The sequence below is a fragment of the Haloarcula nitratireducens genome, assembly GCF_019599505.1.
This window is the reverse complement of record NZ_RKLT01000020.1, coordinates 1-16,195: the sequence shown is the minus strand read 5'-3', so window position 1 is coordinate 16,195 and position 16,195 is coordinate 1. Positions and strand designations below refer to the sequence as shown.

Here is a 16,195-nt window from a genome sequence, read left to right as displayed (position 1 = left end):
CGTCATCCGGAACACCGCCGCCGAGCGGGACGTACAACGGTGCTCGCCTCGAACTGAAGACGTTGGTAAGGACCGGTATCAGTAACGCGCCTCACTTTAGAAGCTGAGCCGTAACTGTGGAAAGCGTCCCGCCCCAACGAAGTCGTATCACGAGTCATCGAACAGCGGACGAGAACTCACAGTCTCGCATCGTTTCAGTTATTCCACGGACTATGTCATTCACAGAACTGAGCACACGGACTAAATATCCGCCCGCGTCGGTTCGCTACAGCAGAACACAACTGAAGAGGATACGTAACCGGTGAACGAACTCTATTTCGGTTTCGGCGTTGGTCTCCTCGGTATCGCCGTGATCGACCTCCTGTGGACGACGCTCTGGATCGAGGGCGGTTCGGGGCCCCTCACGGAGCGCCTGATGTTCTGGACTTGGAAGCCCCTACGCCGTCTCGGTACCCGGTACCCTCGCCTTCGAACGCTCGCCGGTCCGCTGGTCCTCGCCCTCGGTCTGGGAATGTGGATCGTCCTCCTCTGGGTCGGGTGGGTGTTCGTCTTTGCGAGCGCCGACAGCGCGCTGAAAGACACTATCGCCGCGGGCCCCATCTCCTGGGCCGAACGCTTCTATTTCGTCGGCTATTCGCTGTTCACGATGGGCAACGGCGACTTCGCACCGCAGGGGGAGCTCTGGCAGGTCCTGACGGCGCTGATGACTGCCAGCGGCATGCTATTGGTGACCTTGAGCATCACGTACGTCCTCTCGGTCCTCGATGCAGTTACGCAGAAACGCTCGTTCGCGCGGAACGTGAGCGGGCTCGGGCGAGACGGCGAATCGATCGTCGCTACCGCCTGGAACGGCGATGAGTTCGACGGCGTTGCGCTCCCGCTCAACAGCATCACTACGTCGCTGAACGAACTGATCGCCAACCACAAGGCCTACCCGATCCTTCACTACTTCTACACCGACGACCGCGAGGCCGCAGCCGTAATGAGCGTCGCCAGCCTCGACGACGCCCTGACTCTCTGGCAGCGAGCGACGCCCGAAGAGCACGGACCCGCCGATTCGGTCGTCGAGAGCGCGCGGTCGAGCGTCCAGAGCTACCTCGACACAGTCAGCACATTTGCGCCGCCAGCCGACGAGCGGCCGCCAACACCCGACCTCGCTGTTCTCCGGGAAGCAGACGTCCCAACAGTTTCTCAGGAAGAGTTCGACGACGCGCTCGAAGGATTAGACGAGCGACGGCGGACTATGCACGGAATAATCCAGATGGACGCGCGTCAGTGGCCGAGGTCCGAGGAAAAGTAGGACTACACACGTGCGTCACCGATGGGCATGGGACGCGAAATCAGATCGACTACTCTATGCTTCCGTTAGTGACTCCTTTTCGAGCACCATCGGTCCGATATTGGCGGTCCGTCGCGCGATCGTCGCAGTACGGAGGATATAGCTAGCTAGAAACGCGATAGGGAGGCTAGCGATCGTGATTAGGAGAACCGCTGTTATGGGAAGAAGCGGGTCCGGCACCGTTGTGGCACCATTGCTACCGTAGATCGTGTTCAGAACGACTCCACTCAGGAGACCGGGGATACCGACTGCCAGGATTAGTCGAGATGCTTCTCCCAGTTCGCGACGCGTGTAGAGAGTCTTGAAATGGGCCCGAGCGATGCTGAACACCTTCATAAGCTCGATAATCGATTCGAGCGAATCGGAAGCGTCGTCGGGAAGAGCGTCTTCATACTCCCCACGTATCATTCGTGCAATGTGAGCGTGCCATCCATAATTATCGGTAATAGTGGCAGAGAGAGCGTTGAAGGGCCCCGAACCGCTCAGGTTCTGGTCGAGATATTTTATGTTCTGATCGGTTGTGTCGCAGTACTCCTCGATCAAGCCACGAAGTTCTGAGTTCGTGATCTCGGACTTCGCTGTATTTAGCCGATCGACTTCATTCAACGTGCTGTCCGCGAGAACGCTGAGCATCTCGACGGGTTCCGAAGGTGTCGTATCGATCTCAGTTGCCCGCTCGAACCGTTGTCGAAAATCCATCATACCGTCGAGTCGCTGCTGTATCTGCCCTGCCGGGCCCGTTTCCTGAGAGATTATCAACTGGTTTATCGAAAGCGCGATAGTCAGTAACGAAAACTCACCGGCCACGATGCCGGTCGAAAGACGGGTCATACCTGCAGAGTAGTCGAACGAAATCACACCGACGATGTGTGCTGCATATAGGGACAGGAATGTCGCGAGCCCGATTAGGCTAGCTACTAACGCTCGATTGCCGCTGAAAAACACCCAATCTCGCATTTCCGAGAACGTAGATTTGTCGCGATAAACCCAACTTTGGAACTGCTCTAGTTCCCGTCTTAACTTATCGGACATCGTAGTCGCGAATTAAGGGAGACGACCGTAAATCGTCGTTGTTGGCATCCGCAAGGGTCGCACAATTCCCCGTCTCAGCGGATGAGAATGCCAACATCGATTTGGAGACCCTCATAAGTCGGAATACGATATCGTATGGGAATAGGGCGCTCCGCCCTCGTGTTTTCGACCACGATCGGGGAATAACTGGCGGCCACTGGAAACAGACGGTCGGAGAAGCGCTTCAAGACGTGAGCCCCCTGCCTGCCGCAATCACCGCGGGGTCAGAAAGTACTGCATAGCAATTTCCGCCGCGAATAAGGAGAGTTCAGCGCATTCTAATCCGCCAGATTCTTTCATCGAATCCCTCAAAATGCGACGGAATCGCAAACGATGACTCCCGAGTCAACGTCTTCGTATCGAGAGATACTGAGAAGGGAAATCGAGGAAGGGTTGAGCGAACTCAATCGGCCGACCTCGGGGCTGTTACTCTCGGGATTGTCAGCGGGGTTAGACATCGGTTTCGGCCCGTTCCTGATGGCGGTCGTGCTCACGATGAGTCAGGGAGTGTTCTCCGACCCCATCACCGGGATTTTGCTGGCGAACGCCTATGCGGTCGGGTTCATCTTCGTCGTGGTGGGGCGGTCGGAACTGTTCACCGAGCACACCACGTTGGCAGTCGTACCGGTGCTCAACGGGCAGGGGTCGCTCACGGACCTCGCGCGGCTGTGGGGCGTCATCTACGTAGCCAATCTCGTCGGCGGTGCGATCTTCGCGGGTCTCGCGGTCCATATCGGGGTAGAGTTGGGGACAGCCCATCGGGCGGCGTTCGTGGAACTCGGCCGTAAACTCGTGGCGTACTCGTGGTCAGTCACGCTTCTCGCCGGCGTCCTGGCGGGCTGGCTGATGGGCTTGATGACGTGGCTGGTGGCAGCCGGCCAGAACACCATCAGTCAGGCCGCGTTCGTCTGGATCGTCGCAGTTGCCATCGGCCTGAGTCATCTCCCTCACTCGATCGCAGGCAGCATCGAGGTCCTCATGGGCGTGTTCGTTGAAGACGGGATCGCCATCTCTGAGTTTCTCACGTTCCTCGTCTGGAGTACCATCGGCAACGTCATCGGCGGCACCATCTTCGTCGGCCTCCTGAAGTACGGCCACGGTGTCCGGCCTGGTGCCGCGAAGCAAGACATCAACGTCTCAGTGGAGAGGACTCGCGACGAACAGCAGATGTAGGGCCGAATTTACATTTCAGATTCCGGCATATCGGGCCTGTTTTGCACCGGATTCAGACGCTCCTCTACAGGGTCGCGATGATCTGCAGAGAAGGCTTTACACAAGGGCGCCACAAAGAATTACATCATGGGTTCACCGTCTGGTGGGGACACTGAACTTCAGGCGCGGATACGCCAACAGGAAGTCATCACCGACCTCGGCCAGCAAGCCCTCGAAGATGACGACCTCGACCGACTCATGCACGATGCCTCGGTAGCCGTCGCTGACACCCTCGGCAACGACTACTGCAAGGCACTCGAACTCCTCCCCTCTGGCGACGAACTCTTCCTCAGACAGGGTGTCGGCTGGCAAGACGGCCTCGTGGGAGATGCGACCGTCCCGACGGACGTAGACTCCCAGGCCGGGTATACGCTCATCTCTGAGGAACCAATTGTCGTCGACGATCTCCGCACCGAAGACCGGTTTAGTGGCCCCGATTTGCTCGTGGAGCACGACGTGGTCAGCGGCATCAGCGTTATCATCGGCACCGTCGATGAACCGTGGGGTATTCTCGGGACACACACGACCGAGCGTCGGGAGTTCACCGAATACGACGTGAAATTCGTTCAGAGCGTGTCGAATCTCCTCGCCGCGGCCATCGAACGCCACGAATACCAGAACAAACTCGAAACGACGGTTGCGAAGCTCCAAGAGTCCAATACGCGGCTCGAGAGTTTCGCCAGTATGCTCGCGCATGAACTCCGAAATCCAGTGACGATCGGCCAGATTTACAGCCACCAACTGCCGACAGAGGTCGCTCCAGAGGCCGTCGAGTACGTCACGGAGGCGTTCGACCGGATCGAGGACATGGTTGACGTCATGTTGGTATTGACGAAGGGCCGTGACGCCGTTGGAGAACGGAATCCGCTTTCGCTGGCGGACGTGGTTCAGGCCGCGTGGGACGAGGGGGCCACGCCGGAGGCGACACTCGATCTCGAACTCGACGGTGTGATACGAGCAGACGAGACGTATCTTCGGCACCTATTCCGAAATCTCTTCGAGAACGCAGTTCAGCACGGGGGCGGGGATGTGACTGTGGAAGTCGGGAAACTAGACAACGGGTTTTACGTGGCGGATGATGGAACTGGGATTCCGGCTGCACATCGAGACGTGGTCTTCGACACGGGATTCACGACGGCAGGCGACGAAGGCGGCACCGGGCTGGGACTGGCGTTCGTGCGAGAACTCGCGGCGGTCTACGAGTGGACGACGACAGTAACGGAGAGTACGGCTGGTGGGGCCCGATTCGAGTTCAGAGATGTCGACTTCCGAGCGAGTGACTGAGTGATTCCCGTTCTTACTGTACGGCCTATCTCCTTCGCTGACTCTGCGGTGAAGCGATGCTAGTGCTACGACTGTCCTTCGAGTTCTTCTCGCTCGAGTAAGGCGACGGGTTGGTCGTTTTCGACGGGCTCTTCGTCGGGCCGGTAGGCTACCGCGAGTTCCTTTTCCTCGAATTCCTCCCGAAACTGCTCCCAAGAGATCTCTTTGAGGTCTTCGTCCTGGTCACGGAATCCGATCCGAAGCAGACCGCGGTCCCCTTCGCCTTCCGATTCGGGGGGATGTCCCGGATACCCGCCGCGGTCCTCGATGAGCGTTCTGGCGAGTGTTGGTTCGGTCGCGTACTCGACTTCGGTATCATCGGTATCGGGAGTCATCGCACTCGGTGCTGTGGGACGACGCAACCTTATACCGGACGGCCGAGCGGGGGACGTGCGAGTCGTCAAGGATGTGCCTATCAATTATGGACCTGTGTGGCGGTCGATCGACCGCGAAGAGTGACGATGCACAGCGGTGGCTAGTTTGCCGAAAACGGAGCTATTGAGGCTTGTGAGCCGGAAGTAGGAGGGACGTATCGGGTCGCCCACTCGCGACCGAGTCGAGCCCGCAACAACGGAGCGCAGGCTCACAGTCAGCGGGGCGTGGGGGGCCGCCAGCCGAAAGAGGGGAGACGCGGCGGACCGAAATCGAAGCGATCGGTGAACAAGATGATGGCATCGCGCGATTCGAGCGAGAGTACGTCGGGATCGTCCCTGATGCGGAACTTGGCGAACGCGTTGCTGTCGAGATTCAACACGTGCGAGCAAACGCGGCCTTCGCTGAGGTAACGGAGCGGCTCCCTCTCGACGAGTGGGGTTAGCGAGAGCGTAGGTTCTCGAAACCCCCCCAGTTCACGGTGGAAGTAGCGCAGCGGCCCGAGAAAGACGATACTCGGATCCGTCTTGTTCACGTTGCCGGCCACTATCGAGTCTATCTCGTGTCGAACGAGGTTGTGAGCCGTTGGCGGGTGCTGAGCCCGGTCTGGAATCGGTCGGCGATCTGTGTCTGATGGTTCTGGCAGGCAAGTACAGCAACTGCGCCATCTTGGACTGGAATCACTGGATGACGTGGGTTGTGGGCTGCGAGGTGGCAGCTGGGGCAGTTCACACCACCGGCGGGGTGATGGTCGAGGAGTTCAGCCGTGTCTGTGGTCGTATACGCACAGATGTCGGCGAACTGCGCGAGATGGTCGTCACAGCCCACCAGCGGAACCGTAAGCTGATCGAGGAGCAGGAATGATGGCGTGTCGTTGGACTGGAGCGCAGACTCACACGCAGGACACTGAACCGGCGGCTGACTCCGGAAGTCGGCCGACTGGGTGGAAGACTCTGCTGGACACATACTGAGGAGTGTGACTCGTCTCGGTTCCCCACGCGGGTAAGTGCTGGGACGGACGTGTTACTTCGCCTAACTGAGTAGCCGTATTAGTGAGAGATACCTCTCACTGACGGCGCGTAGTGGACTAGTCAACGGCCGTTCGCCTCCCTCACACTCGCAAGCCTTCTCCGAAAGAGAGCGCTCGCTACGGCTGATGCCGCTGTTGATCCTGGGGACTCGCGGAGAACTGGCACCACGATGGCGAGTCAATGCCTAATCCACGGGCTCGTATTACAGTATTGTCGTCGTCAGTCATCTGGACGCCGATAGCTCCGTCACAGTACTGTTCGATCACATCGACCGTCAGATCATCCTGCATCGAGCTATCGAGTACGAATACGCCCAGGTCATCAGTTGCGATGACCCGGCCCGAGAACATATGAATAAAGCGCGACACTGCCTCCAGCTCGGCGTGGGCGATCAGCGCTGAGACGGAAAACAGTTTCTGGTGGCTCTCGCGGATCGCGAGTCTGCTGGAGCAAGGTCAACCGGCGTCAGCCATATTCTGGTTCTCGATCGTCTCCCAGACATCCTCACCGGTCTCTGTCAGTCCATACACGCGACCTTTGCGACGATCCTCGGAGACAAGTAGTGTAGCGAGATCCGCCTCACGGAGTTCGTTGAGCGCGCGGGAGATATGTGCGATACTGCGATCGGTTTCCTCCGCGATGAGCGAGGGTGTCGCTGGGCCTTTCGCGAGGCGTCGCAGCGTGTTGACACGGTACCGCGAACTGATGGCGAAGCTCACGTCGTCCCACTGGTCGTCACTCGTCATGGGTGAATCTGCATCTGTCGATGCTGTGTGTCGTCTTTCGTCATGGTGTGGTGAGTGCATATCTACTGGGTGGAAGCAGATGAACAGCGCTGATTGTTTAGCTGGCTAAGGCGCTTCAAATACGAGGAGTGTTGTCGGTAACCAGTTGTTTCGTTAGTTGTGCTATACTGTCCTTTTCGAAACAGAGTGATAGTGAGAACGAAGCGAGGTCGACGGACGCCGGGGCTCTACTGGCAGCACAGCGCTGGGAGTAGCCATGTAATGTGATTGTAAAGCGTAGTAAGCACGGTGCTCATCGAGATAGCTATGCAATCACCGCAACGGTCGAGAGAGCAACCGTCGTGACCGCCAATATATCCGCCCTCGCTTGCTGAGCATTCGTATGGGCCCATTGACGTTCTCCGCGTTGTAACCGGAGCAGACTCCTACTGTTCCACTGGGACTGGGTTGGACGCGTGAGACTCGTGGTTGCTTACTCGTTGGGGTCGAGTGCCTGTTCGATGGGGGTATCACCGCCAAAGAGTCGGATCGTTTCGCCGACTACCGTCTCGGTATCGAGACAGGCGACAACCGTCTGCGCGACGTTAGCACGCGATATCTCGCCGCCGTCCTCGCTGCTGGACTCGAAAGCCGCCGATATCCGCCCGGTTTCCGCACCGTCGGTGAGCGTAGTGGGGCGCAAAACCGTGGCGTCGAGCGATGACGACCTGAGAGCGTCATCGGCGCATCGCTTGGCGACCAGGTACGGCCGAATCGCGTCCGGCGCGGCGAGTGGCTCGCCGGCTCGGTACGAACTGATCATCACGAAACGATCGATGTCGTGTTCGACGCACGCATCGATACTTCGGCGTGCGCCCCAGAGATCGACTAATAGCGTTTTGTCCCAGCCGGTGTCCCCGCCGGCACCGGCGGTGAACACCACCGCATCGGCGCCTTCGAGTGCCGGGGCGAACTCGCCTTCGAGGTCGCCCAAGCGGGGTTCTCCACCGCGCTCACGTACTGCCTCGAACTGCGTCTCGTGGCGTACGACGCCGATCGGATCGTGTCCGGCGTTCGCGAGTCGCGAAACTACTTTCCGGCCGATTCCTCCGTTCGCACCGATCACTGCGACATCCATTGTGTCTACACGACGGGGGTTTTACAGCAATAGGACTGTCGTCGCTCCGGACGTTCTGTGCACCACAGGAATCGCTTTCGGAGAGTTCGTAGACGGAACTGCCAGTACCTTCTTCCCACTGGCTTACTGACTTCCGTGTTGGGTGCTAACAGTGTGCCCGCTACGATCGAAATCAGTGACGAACTCAAAGCACAGTTAGAGAGTCACCTCGAAGACGACGAGGCCATCGAGGACTTCATCGAAGAGCTGCTCTCGCAGTATGAAGCTGACAGAACATTCCTCCAAGAAGGCTATTCGAAGTGAGTTGCGACGAGGCTGTCGATCTGGGTTTTCTCACTCGCCGCACACTTTTTGTGGGAGTATTGACGGGTGTGAGTATGGGCCAAGTTCGTCACGTGCTCGTCCCGATGGGCAATAGTGAGCGATCTGAACAGGCCCTCGTATTCGCTCTCGAGGAGTACCACACTGGGTATATTCGAGATAGTAATGGCGTCCAGTACTGATTCCTTGGCCCCGGTCGATGACGGGATCCGCCAACTGTACGAGCAGTATCAGGCGGCCGAGAGTGCTGAAGAACGCCGCGAGATGGCATCGGAGATGGGGGAAACTCGATGGGCGGCGGCACGCAGAGATTTACGCGGCACTCGAAAACGAGTGACTACGTTCTCTCGTGTTGCGGTGTGCGATGTCGTCGAATATTCCACGGAAAGGTAGATTGGTCACTGCCGCTCTCGCCTACCCCATGCTCACCTTTACCACACAGGCGGGCGTAGATATTGTATAGCCAGCAGTGCAACAGCGACTCCTGGAGACACTAATGCCAAAGTCAGCGTGTACGGACTGTGGCCGTGAGTTTGCGTACGATACAGGGCGGGAGAAACCACGCGCGCCGATGCGGTTCTGTCGGTACTGCGGTGCCGAACTGCCGCCTCGAGATGAGTGGTGATCAATCACTCGTTCATTCGCATCTGGTGCCACGATACGTGTCCCTACGGAGACGCCCACTACAATTCCTCGGGTGTGCGCGGCCAGTCACGCAAATTGGTACTGCGCGATTTCGGTTGACCCACAGTCTGGACAGACAGTCGTCTCCTCCTCAAGCGTCGTCCCACATCGCCGGCATTCTCGGATGCGTGTGTCCGACTGCCGTCGACGAGTGAGTGTTGCTACTGCCTTTCGTAACCCCATGCTCCCAATTGTGGGGTTCATCTTCCACCGTCAAAAGCGTGGGCATGTCTGTGTATGAAGTAGCTGGCGGACGCAGTGCGATGCACATGGCGGAGTACGATATACTCGTGCTTGGCGGCGGAACGGGGAACATTGTCGCGGCGGCGGCCGCGAGCGAAGGCCAAGACGTCGCACTGGTCGAGGCCGGACAGCTCGGCGGGACGTGTCTCAACCGCGGCTGCAATCCCTCGAAGAAGCTCATCCGGCGCGCGAACGTCGCCGAAACCATCCGGAACGCGGAATCTCTCGGCATCGACGCGCCTATCGACGAGATCGCTTTCGGCGAAATAGTCGACGAGGTGACGAGTACGATCGACCGCGCAGCGGCGGCGAAAACCGAGCGAGCCCGCGACGACGAGAACGTCACTCTCTACCAATCGGAGGGTCGGTTCGTCGACAATCGGACGGTTGAGGTCGGCGGCACCGGCGAGAACGGAGACCCTGTCGTCAGTTCGGGTGGCGAACATCTCACTGCAGACCGTATCGTCCTGGCCGGCGGCTCGCGCCCGCTGATTCCGAGTTCGATCGACGGCGTTCAGGACGTCGAGTTCCTGACTAACGAGGAAGCGCTCCGGCTCCGTGACCGTCCCGATCGGCTGGTGATCGTCGGCGGCGGGTACATCGCCGTCGAGATGGCACACTTCTTCGGCCAGCTGGGGACCGACGTCGTCATCGTCGGCCACGGGACGGCGTTAGTCGACCGGGAGGACGAGGAAATCGCTCACCGGCTGACCGACGCTTACCGGGAGAAACACGAGCTCCACCTCGGCTTCGAGGCGACCGCCATCGCGGCCGACGGAACCGAGAAGACCGTCAGAGCGGAGTCCGACGACGGCGAGGAAATCGAAGTCACTGGCGACGAGTTGCTCATCGCGACCGGTCGGAAGCCCAACTCCGACCGGTGGAACGTCTCGGCGGCCGGAATCGAGACGAACGAGAAGGGCTTCGTCGAGACCGACGAGTATCTCCAGACGACCGCTAAGGGGATCTGGGCAATCGGCGACATCGCCGGCAACTACATGTTCAAGCACTCCGGGGACAAGGAAGCTAAGTACGTCGTCGAGAACGCCGTTCGAGGCAACGACCGCGAGGTCGAGTATCCCGGCATGGCTCACGCCGTATTCGGGTCCCCGCAGGTAGGGAGTCTCGGAAAGACGGAACGCGAAATCGACGACGGTGTCGAGTACGAGACCGGCACGTACGCCTACGAAGACCAAGCACTCGGGGCCACACTGAACGACGACGATGGGTTCGCGAAGGCCATCGTCGGTGCCGACGGGGAGATCCTCGGTTGTCACATCATCGGCCCGGACGCATCGACCCTGATCCACGAGGTGAGTACGGCCGTCGCGGCCGGTGCCGACGCTGAGACGATAGCCGAGACGATTCATATTCACCCGGCTCTCTCGGAGGTCGTTCAGGGAGCGTTTCGAGAGGTGTGTGACGTGGCTCCGACCGGGATATGATTTGAGGCGATTGGAAGTGGCGTCCGTCTGTCGAGTCGCTACTCTCTAGGGGCTTTCAATGACCGCCGTTATTTCCTCCCGGGCGCTCTCTCGATCATTCGGATAGATAACTTCTCTCAACCGGTGGTATCGTTTCATATCGTGCCTAGCCAACGAGAACCTGGTCGTCGCTTTCATCACCTCATCCTCATCGACCATATAGATCTCCGAGCCAGCGCCGGGCAACTCACAGAGATCACGAGCCGCCTCGAGTACATGAGGGAGGTCCCCACTGAGAGAAAAGAGAAAACGGTAGAAGCGACCACAGTTCGAAAGAGAACCTACTCGCTGGACGGCGGTGGGAATGGCAAGTAGGATTGCCACCGTGCAATCTGTCCGTTGTCGCCCTCGATGATGAACACCTGTGGGAAATCGACGGTGGTGCCGTCGTGCAGCCGATGACGCGTGTCGACCTCCACAGCAAACGTCTCGTCGTCGGCCCATATCTTGCGAACCGAGAGCCCGGGTTCCTCGACGATGTGGTCCAGGGCCCAATCGAGCGCGTTTCGGATCTCATCGGGACCGCTGTACTGGGAGTCAGGGTACTGCGGATCGATGAACGCGCCCTCTTCGGCCCAGAATTCCGCAGCGGTCGCCGTCTCCCCGTCTTCGAACGCTCGCAACACGGCATCGATCTGTGCTGGCGTCAAGCGGTCCTCACTAGCAGTCATTGTGACCACCGCCCAGAGCCTATGAACGAGCTGTGACTACCCATGTGAGTGGCCCCCGGGAATCCGATCGATATCTTCAATAACCTCATCGAACGAGACCGTTCCATCGTCCGCCTGAATCGCTGCCGGGTCGAGCGCGTCCGTGTCGAGGACTTCCTGTGGCGTCAGCCACACCCACTCACAGTCCTCGTTCACATCACTAAACCGCTCGAGCTCGTGTTCCAGGAACTGCTTGCTAAAGGGCGCTAACAGCGGCGGTGGCCCCTCGCTCCCCTCGAACGTATCCTCATAGACGGGCACATCGTCTTCCGGAAGCTCGCCGACGACAATGCGCATCGCCATCCCGAGGATATGGTGTGGCGCACAGAAGAGGTCGTACAGCCCCTCTTTCTCGAACCGATACAGCCACGCCCCACCGACGCTGACGACCGGCGAGGAAAACGGTGGGACCCCCGTAGGAACTCGGCGTTGGTAGCCGTGGGCCGGATGGTAGGCCGTAATCGTGTGATCGGGTGTGGTAACACTGAACTGAACGACGTCGCCGGGATCTACGGCAAGCCCCGTCGGCTCGAAATGGAACAGCAGGCCATGTTCTCGGGGAACCGGATCACCGACGTGGAGTTCGACGGTGTGATCCGGCGCAAGTCGCTCCGGTACGGCGTCGGCATCCGGCGTCGCATAGCCGTAGTGTGAATCGATACGCGGCGGGTGTGGCTCGTCGTGATCGGCCGCGCCGACGCCACTCCCAACGGTGATCGCGGCACCGAGCCCGAGCGCTTGCAACACTGCGCGGCGCCCGACATCCGGCATCGCCTGGGACCGTTCGGCGGCCCTCTCCGTCGCACTACGGGTAGTTGTCGAGTCGGTTCGTCGGTCGGAGTCGACGGTGTGACGTTCGTGGGACATTGGGTGCGTGTGCTTATTTTCTGGCGACGACCATCGTCTCGGGACCGGGCAGCGGTGTTGCTTCCCCACCCTCGAAGCCAGCCTGATGGAGCCATTCGATGCACTGTCCGGCAGTGTAATCCGACCCAGCGGGCGTCTCGATGAGCATGTTCAGGCTCATGAGCAACGGCAGCGCCGCCTTCCGACGCTCCTCGTCGATCATCGTCCCGTAGACGACGACAGCGCCGCCGGGTGTCACTGCATCAAATACCTTCGAGAGAATCGCTCGCGTCTCGTCGTGCGACCAATCGTGGAGAATGTGACCGAGGATATAGACGTCCGCGGCCGGCAGTGCCTCGTCGGCGAAGAAGTCGACGGTCCGGAACTCGATGCGGTCGGCGGCGGGACTCTCCACCACGTACTCCTGAAAGTACCGTTCGATTCGCGGGAGGTCCGCACCGATCGCATGAACGTGGTCGTTCTCTTCGGCAATCCGCTTTGGCACCACGCCCTCACTCGTCCCTAGATCGACGACCGAGTCGTGGTCCGCCCAGGGAAATTCGTTGGCGATGACGTCGGCGGCGGCCATACTGAAGCTAGTCATCGCGCCGACGAACTGCTCGAGAATTTCGTCGTCGGTGTAGATGACCCCCTCGAAGGGATGGGTCTGAGCGTCCTCGAGTTCGTTCTGTGGCCGACCGGTCTGCAACGCGGTCTCGAGGTCCCCCCAGAACGGGTACAGCCGGTCGTTGACCATCTCGAACCAACCGACGAACGACGCCGGCTTCCCCTCGACGAGGAACGCCGCTGCTTCCGGGGTGTTCCGATACTCGTAGTGTTCGCGGTCCAGCAGATCCAGCGCGACAAGTGCATCGAGAAAGTCTCGTGAACTCCGTGGATGCAGGCCGACTGTCCGCTCTAACTCTTCGACTGTTTGGGGGCCGTTACGATCGATTTCTGTGAAGACACCGAGTGTAGTGGCACTCAACAACGCCTTCGCCGCCCAGAACCCCTGTCCGAGCTCGAGAATCCGCTCGGGCGTCGGGCCGTGGTCTGGCATGTCTGGTCGCCTCCGTGGTCCGTGTGACCACATCGAAGATTTCGACCCGGTGGGAAGTATAGTTTTTGTGATATGAACGTGAGTTACTGGTAGTTGTACAACCAAGTAACATCTCGAAACCGCACTCCAACTGACTCGGCGACTTACTCCGGCAACTCCACAGCAGGCATCTCCGCAGCGGTGTATTCAAACGCCCACTCCTCGAATTCCTCGAACACGTCGTTGAGTGCGGCCCCCCGTTCGGTCAGGTCGTAGTAGGTGGCGATAGGACGGTCTTCCAGCCGACGAGTGATGAGCTCCTGGTCCTCTAAATCGCCGAGTATTCGTGAGAGTGTGGCCGAATCGGCAGTCGTCGTTTCCTGCAGGTCGCTGAATCGCTGCTCACCGTATAGATGGAGACTTCGAAGCGTCGCGAGTCGCCATTTGGAGCCGACGATCTCGAACGCTCGGGCGACCGGGCACACCTCGAACAGGTCGTCGTCGGGATCTGGCTTCGGCGGTGGGTCAGTATAAGTCATGGAATATGTTATATGTTAACAGTCATCCAGCAAAAGTGTACCTCAATTCACTGTTGCGAGTAGTGGACTATCCAGAAGTCGTCTCGTCGTTCACCGGCAGCAAGTGCGGCATGCCGTGTGAGCGATTCGCAATGTAGTGTTGACTATAACGCCACCATCGATGAAGAGCACACAGTAGCGGCCAGCGTTACCTGCCCGGCGAATTCGTCTCCGCCGCCGCCAGATAGCCCCTCATAAATAGATACGTATCTTGTATCAGGATACTGTATATGGATCGCTGTAGGCGACTCCGCTGGTAGGTGAAACAGTATTCCTCTGCGAGATCGGCTCACGCGAGTTGTCCCTGCTACCTGGCCTGCATCGCTGCTTGAGAAAGGGAGCTCACCACCAGATAGTATCTCATAGTTTTATTAAGTCTTACTGATACTTCTTACAATCACACGTGGAAAACCGCTATACGAGCAAATCTCTATCCCAGCATCGAGTATGTAAAATACCTGATTAACAGTCCACAGCAATGTTAACTATCGAATGCCAACAGCGGATGCCACGGTGTTGCTGTAACTATGACAGATACCAACTCTGAGAGACGGCTCACGAGACGGAACGCCCTTCGAATCGCTGGTGCAGCAGGTGCCGCGTCGCTCGCCGGATGCGGTGGCAGCGACGGCGGTGACGGTGCCGGCGGAACCGGAACTAACGACAGTAGTGGCGACGGGGGCGCGACACAGACCCAGGCGCTCGAAGTCGCCCACTGGTGGGGTGAAGGTGACGGGCTGGATGCGATTCAGGAGATGATGAACGCCTTCACCGAAAAACACCCCAATATCGAGTTCGACGAGAACCTCGTCGCTGGCGGGGCCGGGACGAACCTCCAATCGAACATCCGGACTCGAATCCAGAACGGTAATCACCCGAGCACCTGGCAACAGTGGCCCGGGGCGGCGCTGCAGCCGTATACAGAGGCGAACCTCCTCAAGGACATCGGCGACTCCGTCTGGAGTGAGAATGCGATGAAAGAGAACTACCTTCCGGGCCCGAAGACCGCCGCGAAACCGGCGGGGAACTTCGTGACGGTGCCCCTGAACATCCACCGCCTCAACAACGTCTTCTACAACACTGCCGTCATCGAGGACGCCGGCGTCGATCCATCGAGTATCGAAGCGCCGTCGGATCTCACAGACGCACTGCAGGCCGTCAGCGACGCCGGCTATACGGGCATGGCACACCAGACCAACTCTCCGTGGTCGACCACACAGCTCTTCGAGACGGTGTATCTAGGCCTCACCGACGCGGAGACGTACGCCGCAACCTTCGAGGAGGGCGATATCGACGCCAATTCTGACACGCTCACGCAAGCACTGAATATCGTCCGCGAGTACAGCCAGTTCTACCCGAGCGACGCTGGCTCCATCTCGTGGACAGAAGCCAATAACGGCGTCATCAACGGCCAAGCCGGCTTCATCCACCAGGGTGATTGGGCGGCCGGCACCTACATTACGAACGACCTCGAGTACGGCGAAGAGTGGGATTATATCGTCTTCCCGGGCACTAGCGGATTGTACTCGCTGGTGATGGACTCGTTCCCCTACCCGGTCGACAATCCGTCGCCAGACGCCACTACAGAGTGGTGCCGCTACGCCGGCACGACCGAAGCCCAGGAGATCTTCTGTCCCGGCAAAGGCGCGATCCCACCCCGGAAAGACGCCTCGACCGAACCTTTCAACGAGTTCTCCACGGACCAGATCGACCACTTCCAGAACAGCGACGCCCAACCGCGGTCGCTGGCCCACGGGCTCGCAGCACCGCCCGCCGTCGCGTCCGGCGTTAGCTCCGCGATGTCGTCGTTCATCTCCGGCAGTTCGAACGAAGAGGTCATCAGCGAACTGGCCAACGCGTACAGTCAGTAGCGCGTTGGCCGACCGTCGGGGAGATATCGACAAAGAAACCAGGCGAGTGCTACGAGGTCGTCCGAGACTGCCCGGCGTATCGTGATTCCGAGAGAGTGTCGCTCTCTCGAACCACGTGCCCAAGGCGGTTCACCGCTCCTCGCGTGGCGGCAGTTCGACACCGCAGTACCGACAGAACCGCATCGGCGCGCGTGGTTTCTCCCGCCCT

Annotated in this window: 18 protein-coding genes and 1 pseudogene; 9 read left to right on the top strand and 10 right to left on the bottom strand. The window is 59.3% G+C overall.

Going from position 1 to position 16,195, the window contains the following annotated elements; genetic code table 11:
• Nucleotides 1-301 precede the first annotated feature (301 nt).
• Nucleotides 302-1,300, top strand: coding sequence for an ion channel (locus EGH23_RS21510; RefSeq protein WP_220582047.1), 999 nt, complete (start codon nt 302-304; stop codon nt 1,298-1,300).
• 54 nt (nt 1,301-1,354) lie between these two features.
• On the opposite strand, the gene EGH23_RS21505 is transcribed toward EGH23_RS21510, so the two are convergent.
• Entirely contained in the window at nt 1,355-2,371 is a 1,017-nt protein-coding gene (locus EGH23_RS21505; protein WP_483867127.1) for a DUF7972 family membrane protein, read from the bottom strand.
• A gap of 372 nt (nt 2,372-2,743) precedes the next feature.
• Here EGH23_RS21505 and EGH23_RS21500 point away from each other — a divergent pair, with 372 nt between their 5' ends.
• A complete protein-coding gene (locus EGH23_RS21500; RefSeq protein ID WP_220582045.1) occupies nt 2,744-3,583 on the top strand; it encodes a formate/nitrite transporter family protein in 840 nt (279 codons plus the stop codon).
• A gap of 126 nt (nt 3,584-3,709) precedes the next feature.
• Nucleotides 3,710-4,906 (top strand): sensor histidine kinase, encoded by a 1,197-nt coding sequence (locus tag EGH23_RS21495; RefSeq protein WP_220582044.1) that lies wholly within the window; start codon nt 3,710-3,712, stop codon nt 4,904-4,906.
• 65 nt (nt 4,907-4,971) lie between these two features.
• Here EGH23_RS21495 and EGH23_RS21490 read toward each other — a convergent pair whose 3' ends face one another.
• Nucleotides 4,972-5,280, bottom strand: coding sequence for a hypothetical protein (locus EGH23_RS21490; RefSeq protein ID WP_220582043.1), 309 nt, complete (start codon nt 5,278-5,280; stop codon nt 4,972-4,974).
• A gap of 308 nt (nt 5,281-5,588) precedes the next feature.
• On the opposite strand from EGH23_RS21490, the gene EGH23_RS21485 reads away from it, so the two are divergent.
• Both EGH23_RS21485 and EGH23_RS21480 read left to right on the top strand, forming a co-directional pair.
• Nucleotides 5,589-5,762 (top strand): TRAM domain-containing protein, encoded by a 174-nt coding sequence (locus EGH23_RS21485; RefSeq protein WP_220582085.1) that lies wholly within the window; start codon nt 5,589-5,591, stop codon nt 5,760-5,762.
• A gap of 188 nt (nt 5,763-5,950) precedes the next feature.
• Nucleotides 5,951-6,181, top strand: a complete 231-nt coding sequence (locus EGH23_RS21480; protein ID WP_220582042.1) for a hypothetical protein — start codon at nt 5,951-5,953, stop codon at nt 6,179-6,181.
• A 283-nt stretch (nt 6,182-6,464) separates the two neighbouring features.
• On the opposite strand, the gene EGH23_RS27290 is transcribed toward EGH23_RS21480, so the two are convergent.
• From EGH23_RS27290 to EGH23_RS21470, 3 genes are all read right to left on the bottom strand, one after another.
• Complete coding sequence (locus EGH23_RS27290; protein WP_425433260.1) at nt 6,465-6,761, bottom strand: DUF7504 family protein; 297 nt, start codon at nt 6,759-6,761, stop codon at nt 6,465-6,467.
• Nucleotides 6,762-6,803: 42 nt separating this feature from the next.
• On the bottom strand, nt 6,804-7,094 hold the full coding sequence (locus EGH23_RS21475) for a winged helix-turn-helix domain-containing protein (protein WP_220582041.1): 291 nt from the start codon (nt 7,092-7,094) through the stop codon (nt 6,804-6,806).
• A 472-nt stretch (nt 7,095-7,566) separates the two neighbouring features.
• Nucleotides 7,567-8,211 (bottom strand): SDR family oxidoreductase, encoded by a 645-nt coding sequence (locus tag EGH23_RS21470; RefSeq protein WP_220582040.1) that lies wholly within the window; start codon nt 8,209-8,211, stop codon nt 7,567-7,569.
• A 153-nt stretch (nt 8,212-8,364) separates the two neighbouring features.
• Between EGH23_RS21470 and EGH23_RS21465 the strand changes: the two genes are divergently transcribed.
• The 3 genes and pseudogenes from EGH23_RS21465 (at nt 8,365) to EGH23_RS21460 (ending at nt 10,904) form a co-directional block, all read left to right on the top strand.
• A complete protein-coding gene (locus EGH23_RS21465; RefSeq protein WP_220582039.1) occupies nt 8,365-8,514 on the top strand; it encodes a DUF7557 family protein in 150 nt (49 codons plus the stop codon).
• 183 nt (nt 8,515-8,697) lie between these two features.
• Nucleotides 8,698-8,869, top strand: a pseudogene (locus EGH23_RS27525) (hypothetical protein).
• Between the two features lie 616 nt (nt 8,870-9,485).
• Nucleotides 9,486-10,904 (top strand): dihydrolipoyl dehydrogenase family protein, encoded by a 1,419-nt coding sequence (locus EGH23_RS21460; RefSeq protein ID WP_220582038.1) that lies wholly within the window; start codon nt 9,486-9,488, stop codon nt 10,902-10,904.
• Nucleotides 10,905-10,949: 45 nt separating this feature from the next.
• On the opposite strand, the gene EGH23_RS21455 is transcribed toward EGH23_RS21460, so the two are convergent.
• The 5 genes from EGH23_RS21455 to EGH23_RS21435 form a co-directional block, all read right to left on the bottom strand.
• Nucleotides 10,950-11,102: a hypothetical protein gene (locus tag EGH23_RS21455; protein WP_220582037.1), complete on the bottom strand. Its 153-nt coding sequence runs from the start codon at nt 11,100-11,102 to the stop codon at nt 10,950-10,952.
• 122 nt (nt 11,103-11,224) lie between these two features.
• Nucleotides 11,225-11,614, bottom strand: coding sequence for a nuclear transport factor 2 family protein (locus EGH23_RS21450; RefSeq protein WP_220582036.1), 390 nt, complete (start codon nt 11,612-11,614; stop codon nt 11,225-11,227).
• A gap of 36 nt (nt 11,615-11,650) precedes the next feature.
• Nucleotides 11,651-12,520, bottom strand: coding sequence for a cupredoxin domain-containing protein (locus EGH23_RS21445; protein WP_220582035.1), 870 nt, complete (start codon nt 12,518-12,520; stop codon nt 11,651-11,653).
• 13 nt (nt 12,521-12,533) lie between these two features.
• Nucleotides 12,534-13,559: a methyltransferase gene (locus tag EGH23_RS21440; RefSeq protein WP_220582034.1), complete on the bottom strand. Its 1,026-nt coding sequence runs from the start codon at nt 13,557-13,559 to the stop codon at nt 12,534-12,536.
• 143 nt (nt 13,560-13,702) lie between these two features.
• Entirely contained in the window at nt 13,703-14,077 is a 375-nt protein-coding gene (locus tag EGH23_RS21435) for a winged helix-turn-helix transcriptional regulator (protein WP_220582033.1), read from the bottom strand.
• A 566-nt stretch (nt 14,078-14,643) separates the two neighbouring features.
• On the opposite strand from EGH23_RS21435, the gene EGH23_RS21430 reads away from it, so the two are divergent.
• Nucleotides 14,644-15,987 carry an ABC transporter substrate-binding protein gene (locus EGH23_RS21430; protein ID WP_220582032.1) on the top strand — a complete coding sequence of 448 codons (1,344 nt, stop codon included), beginning with the start codon at nt 14,644-14,646 and terminating at the stop codon, nt 15,985-15,987.
• Nucleotides 15,988-16,195: the final 208 nt, after the last annotated feature.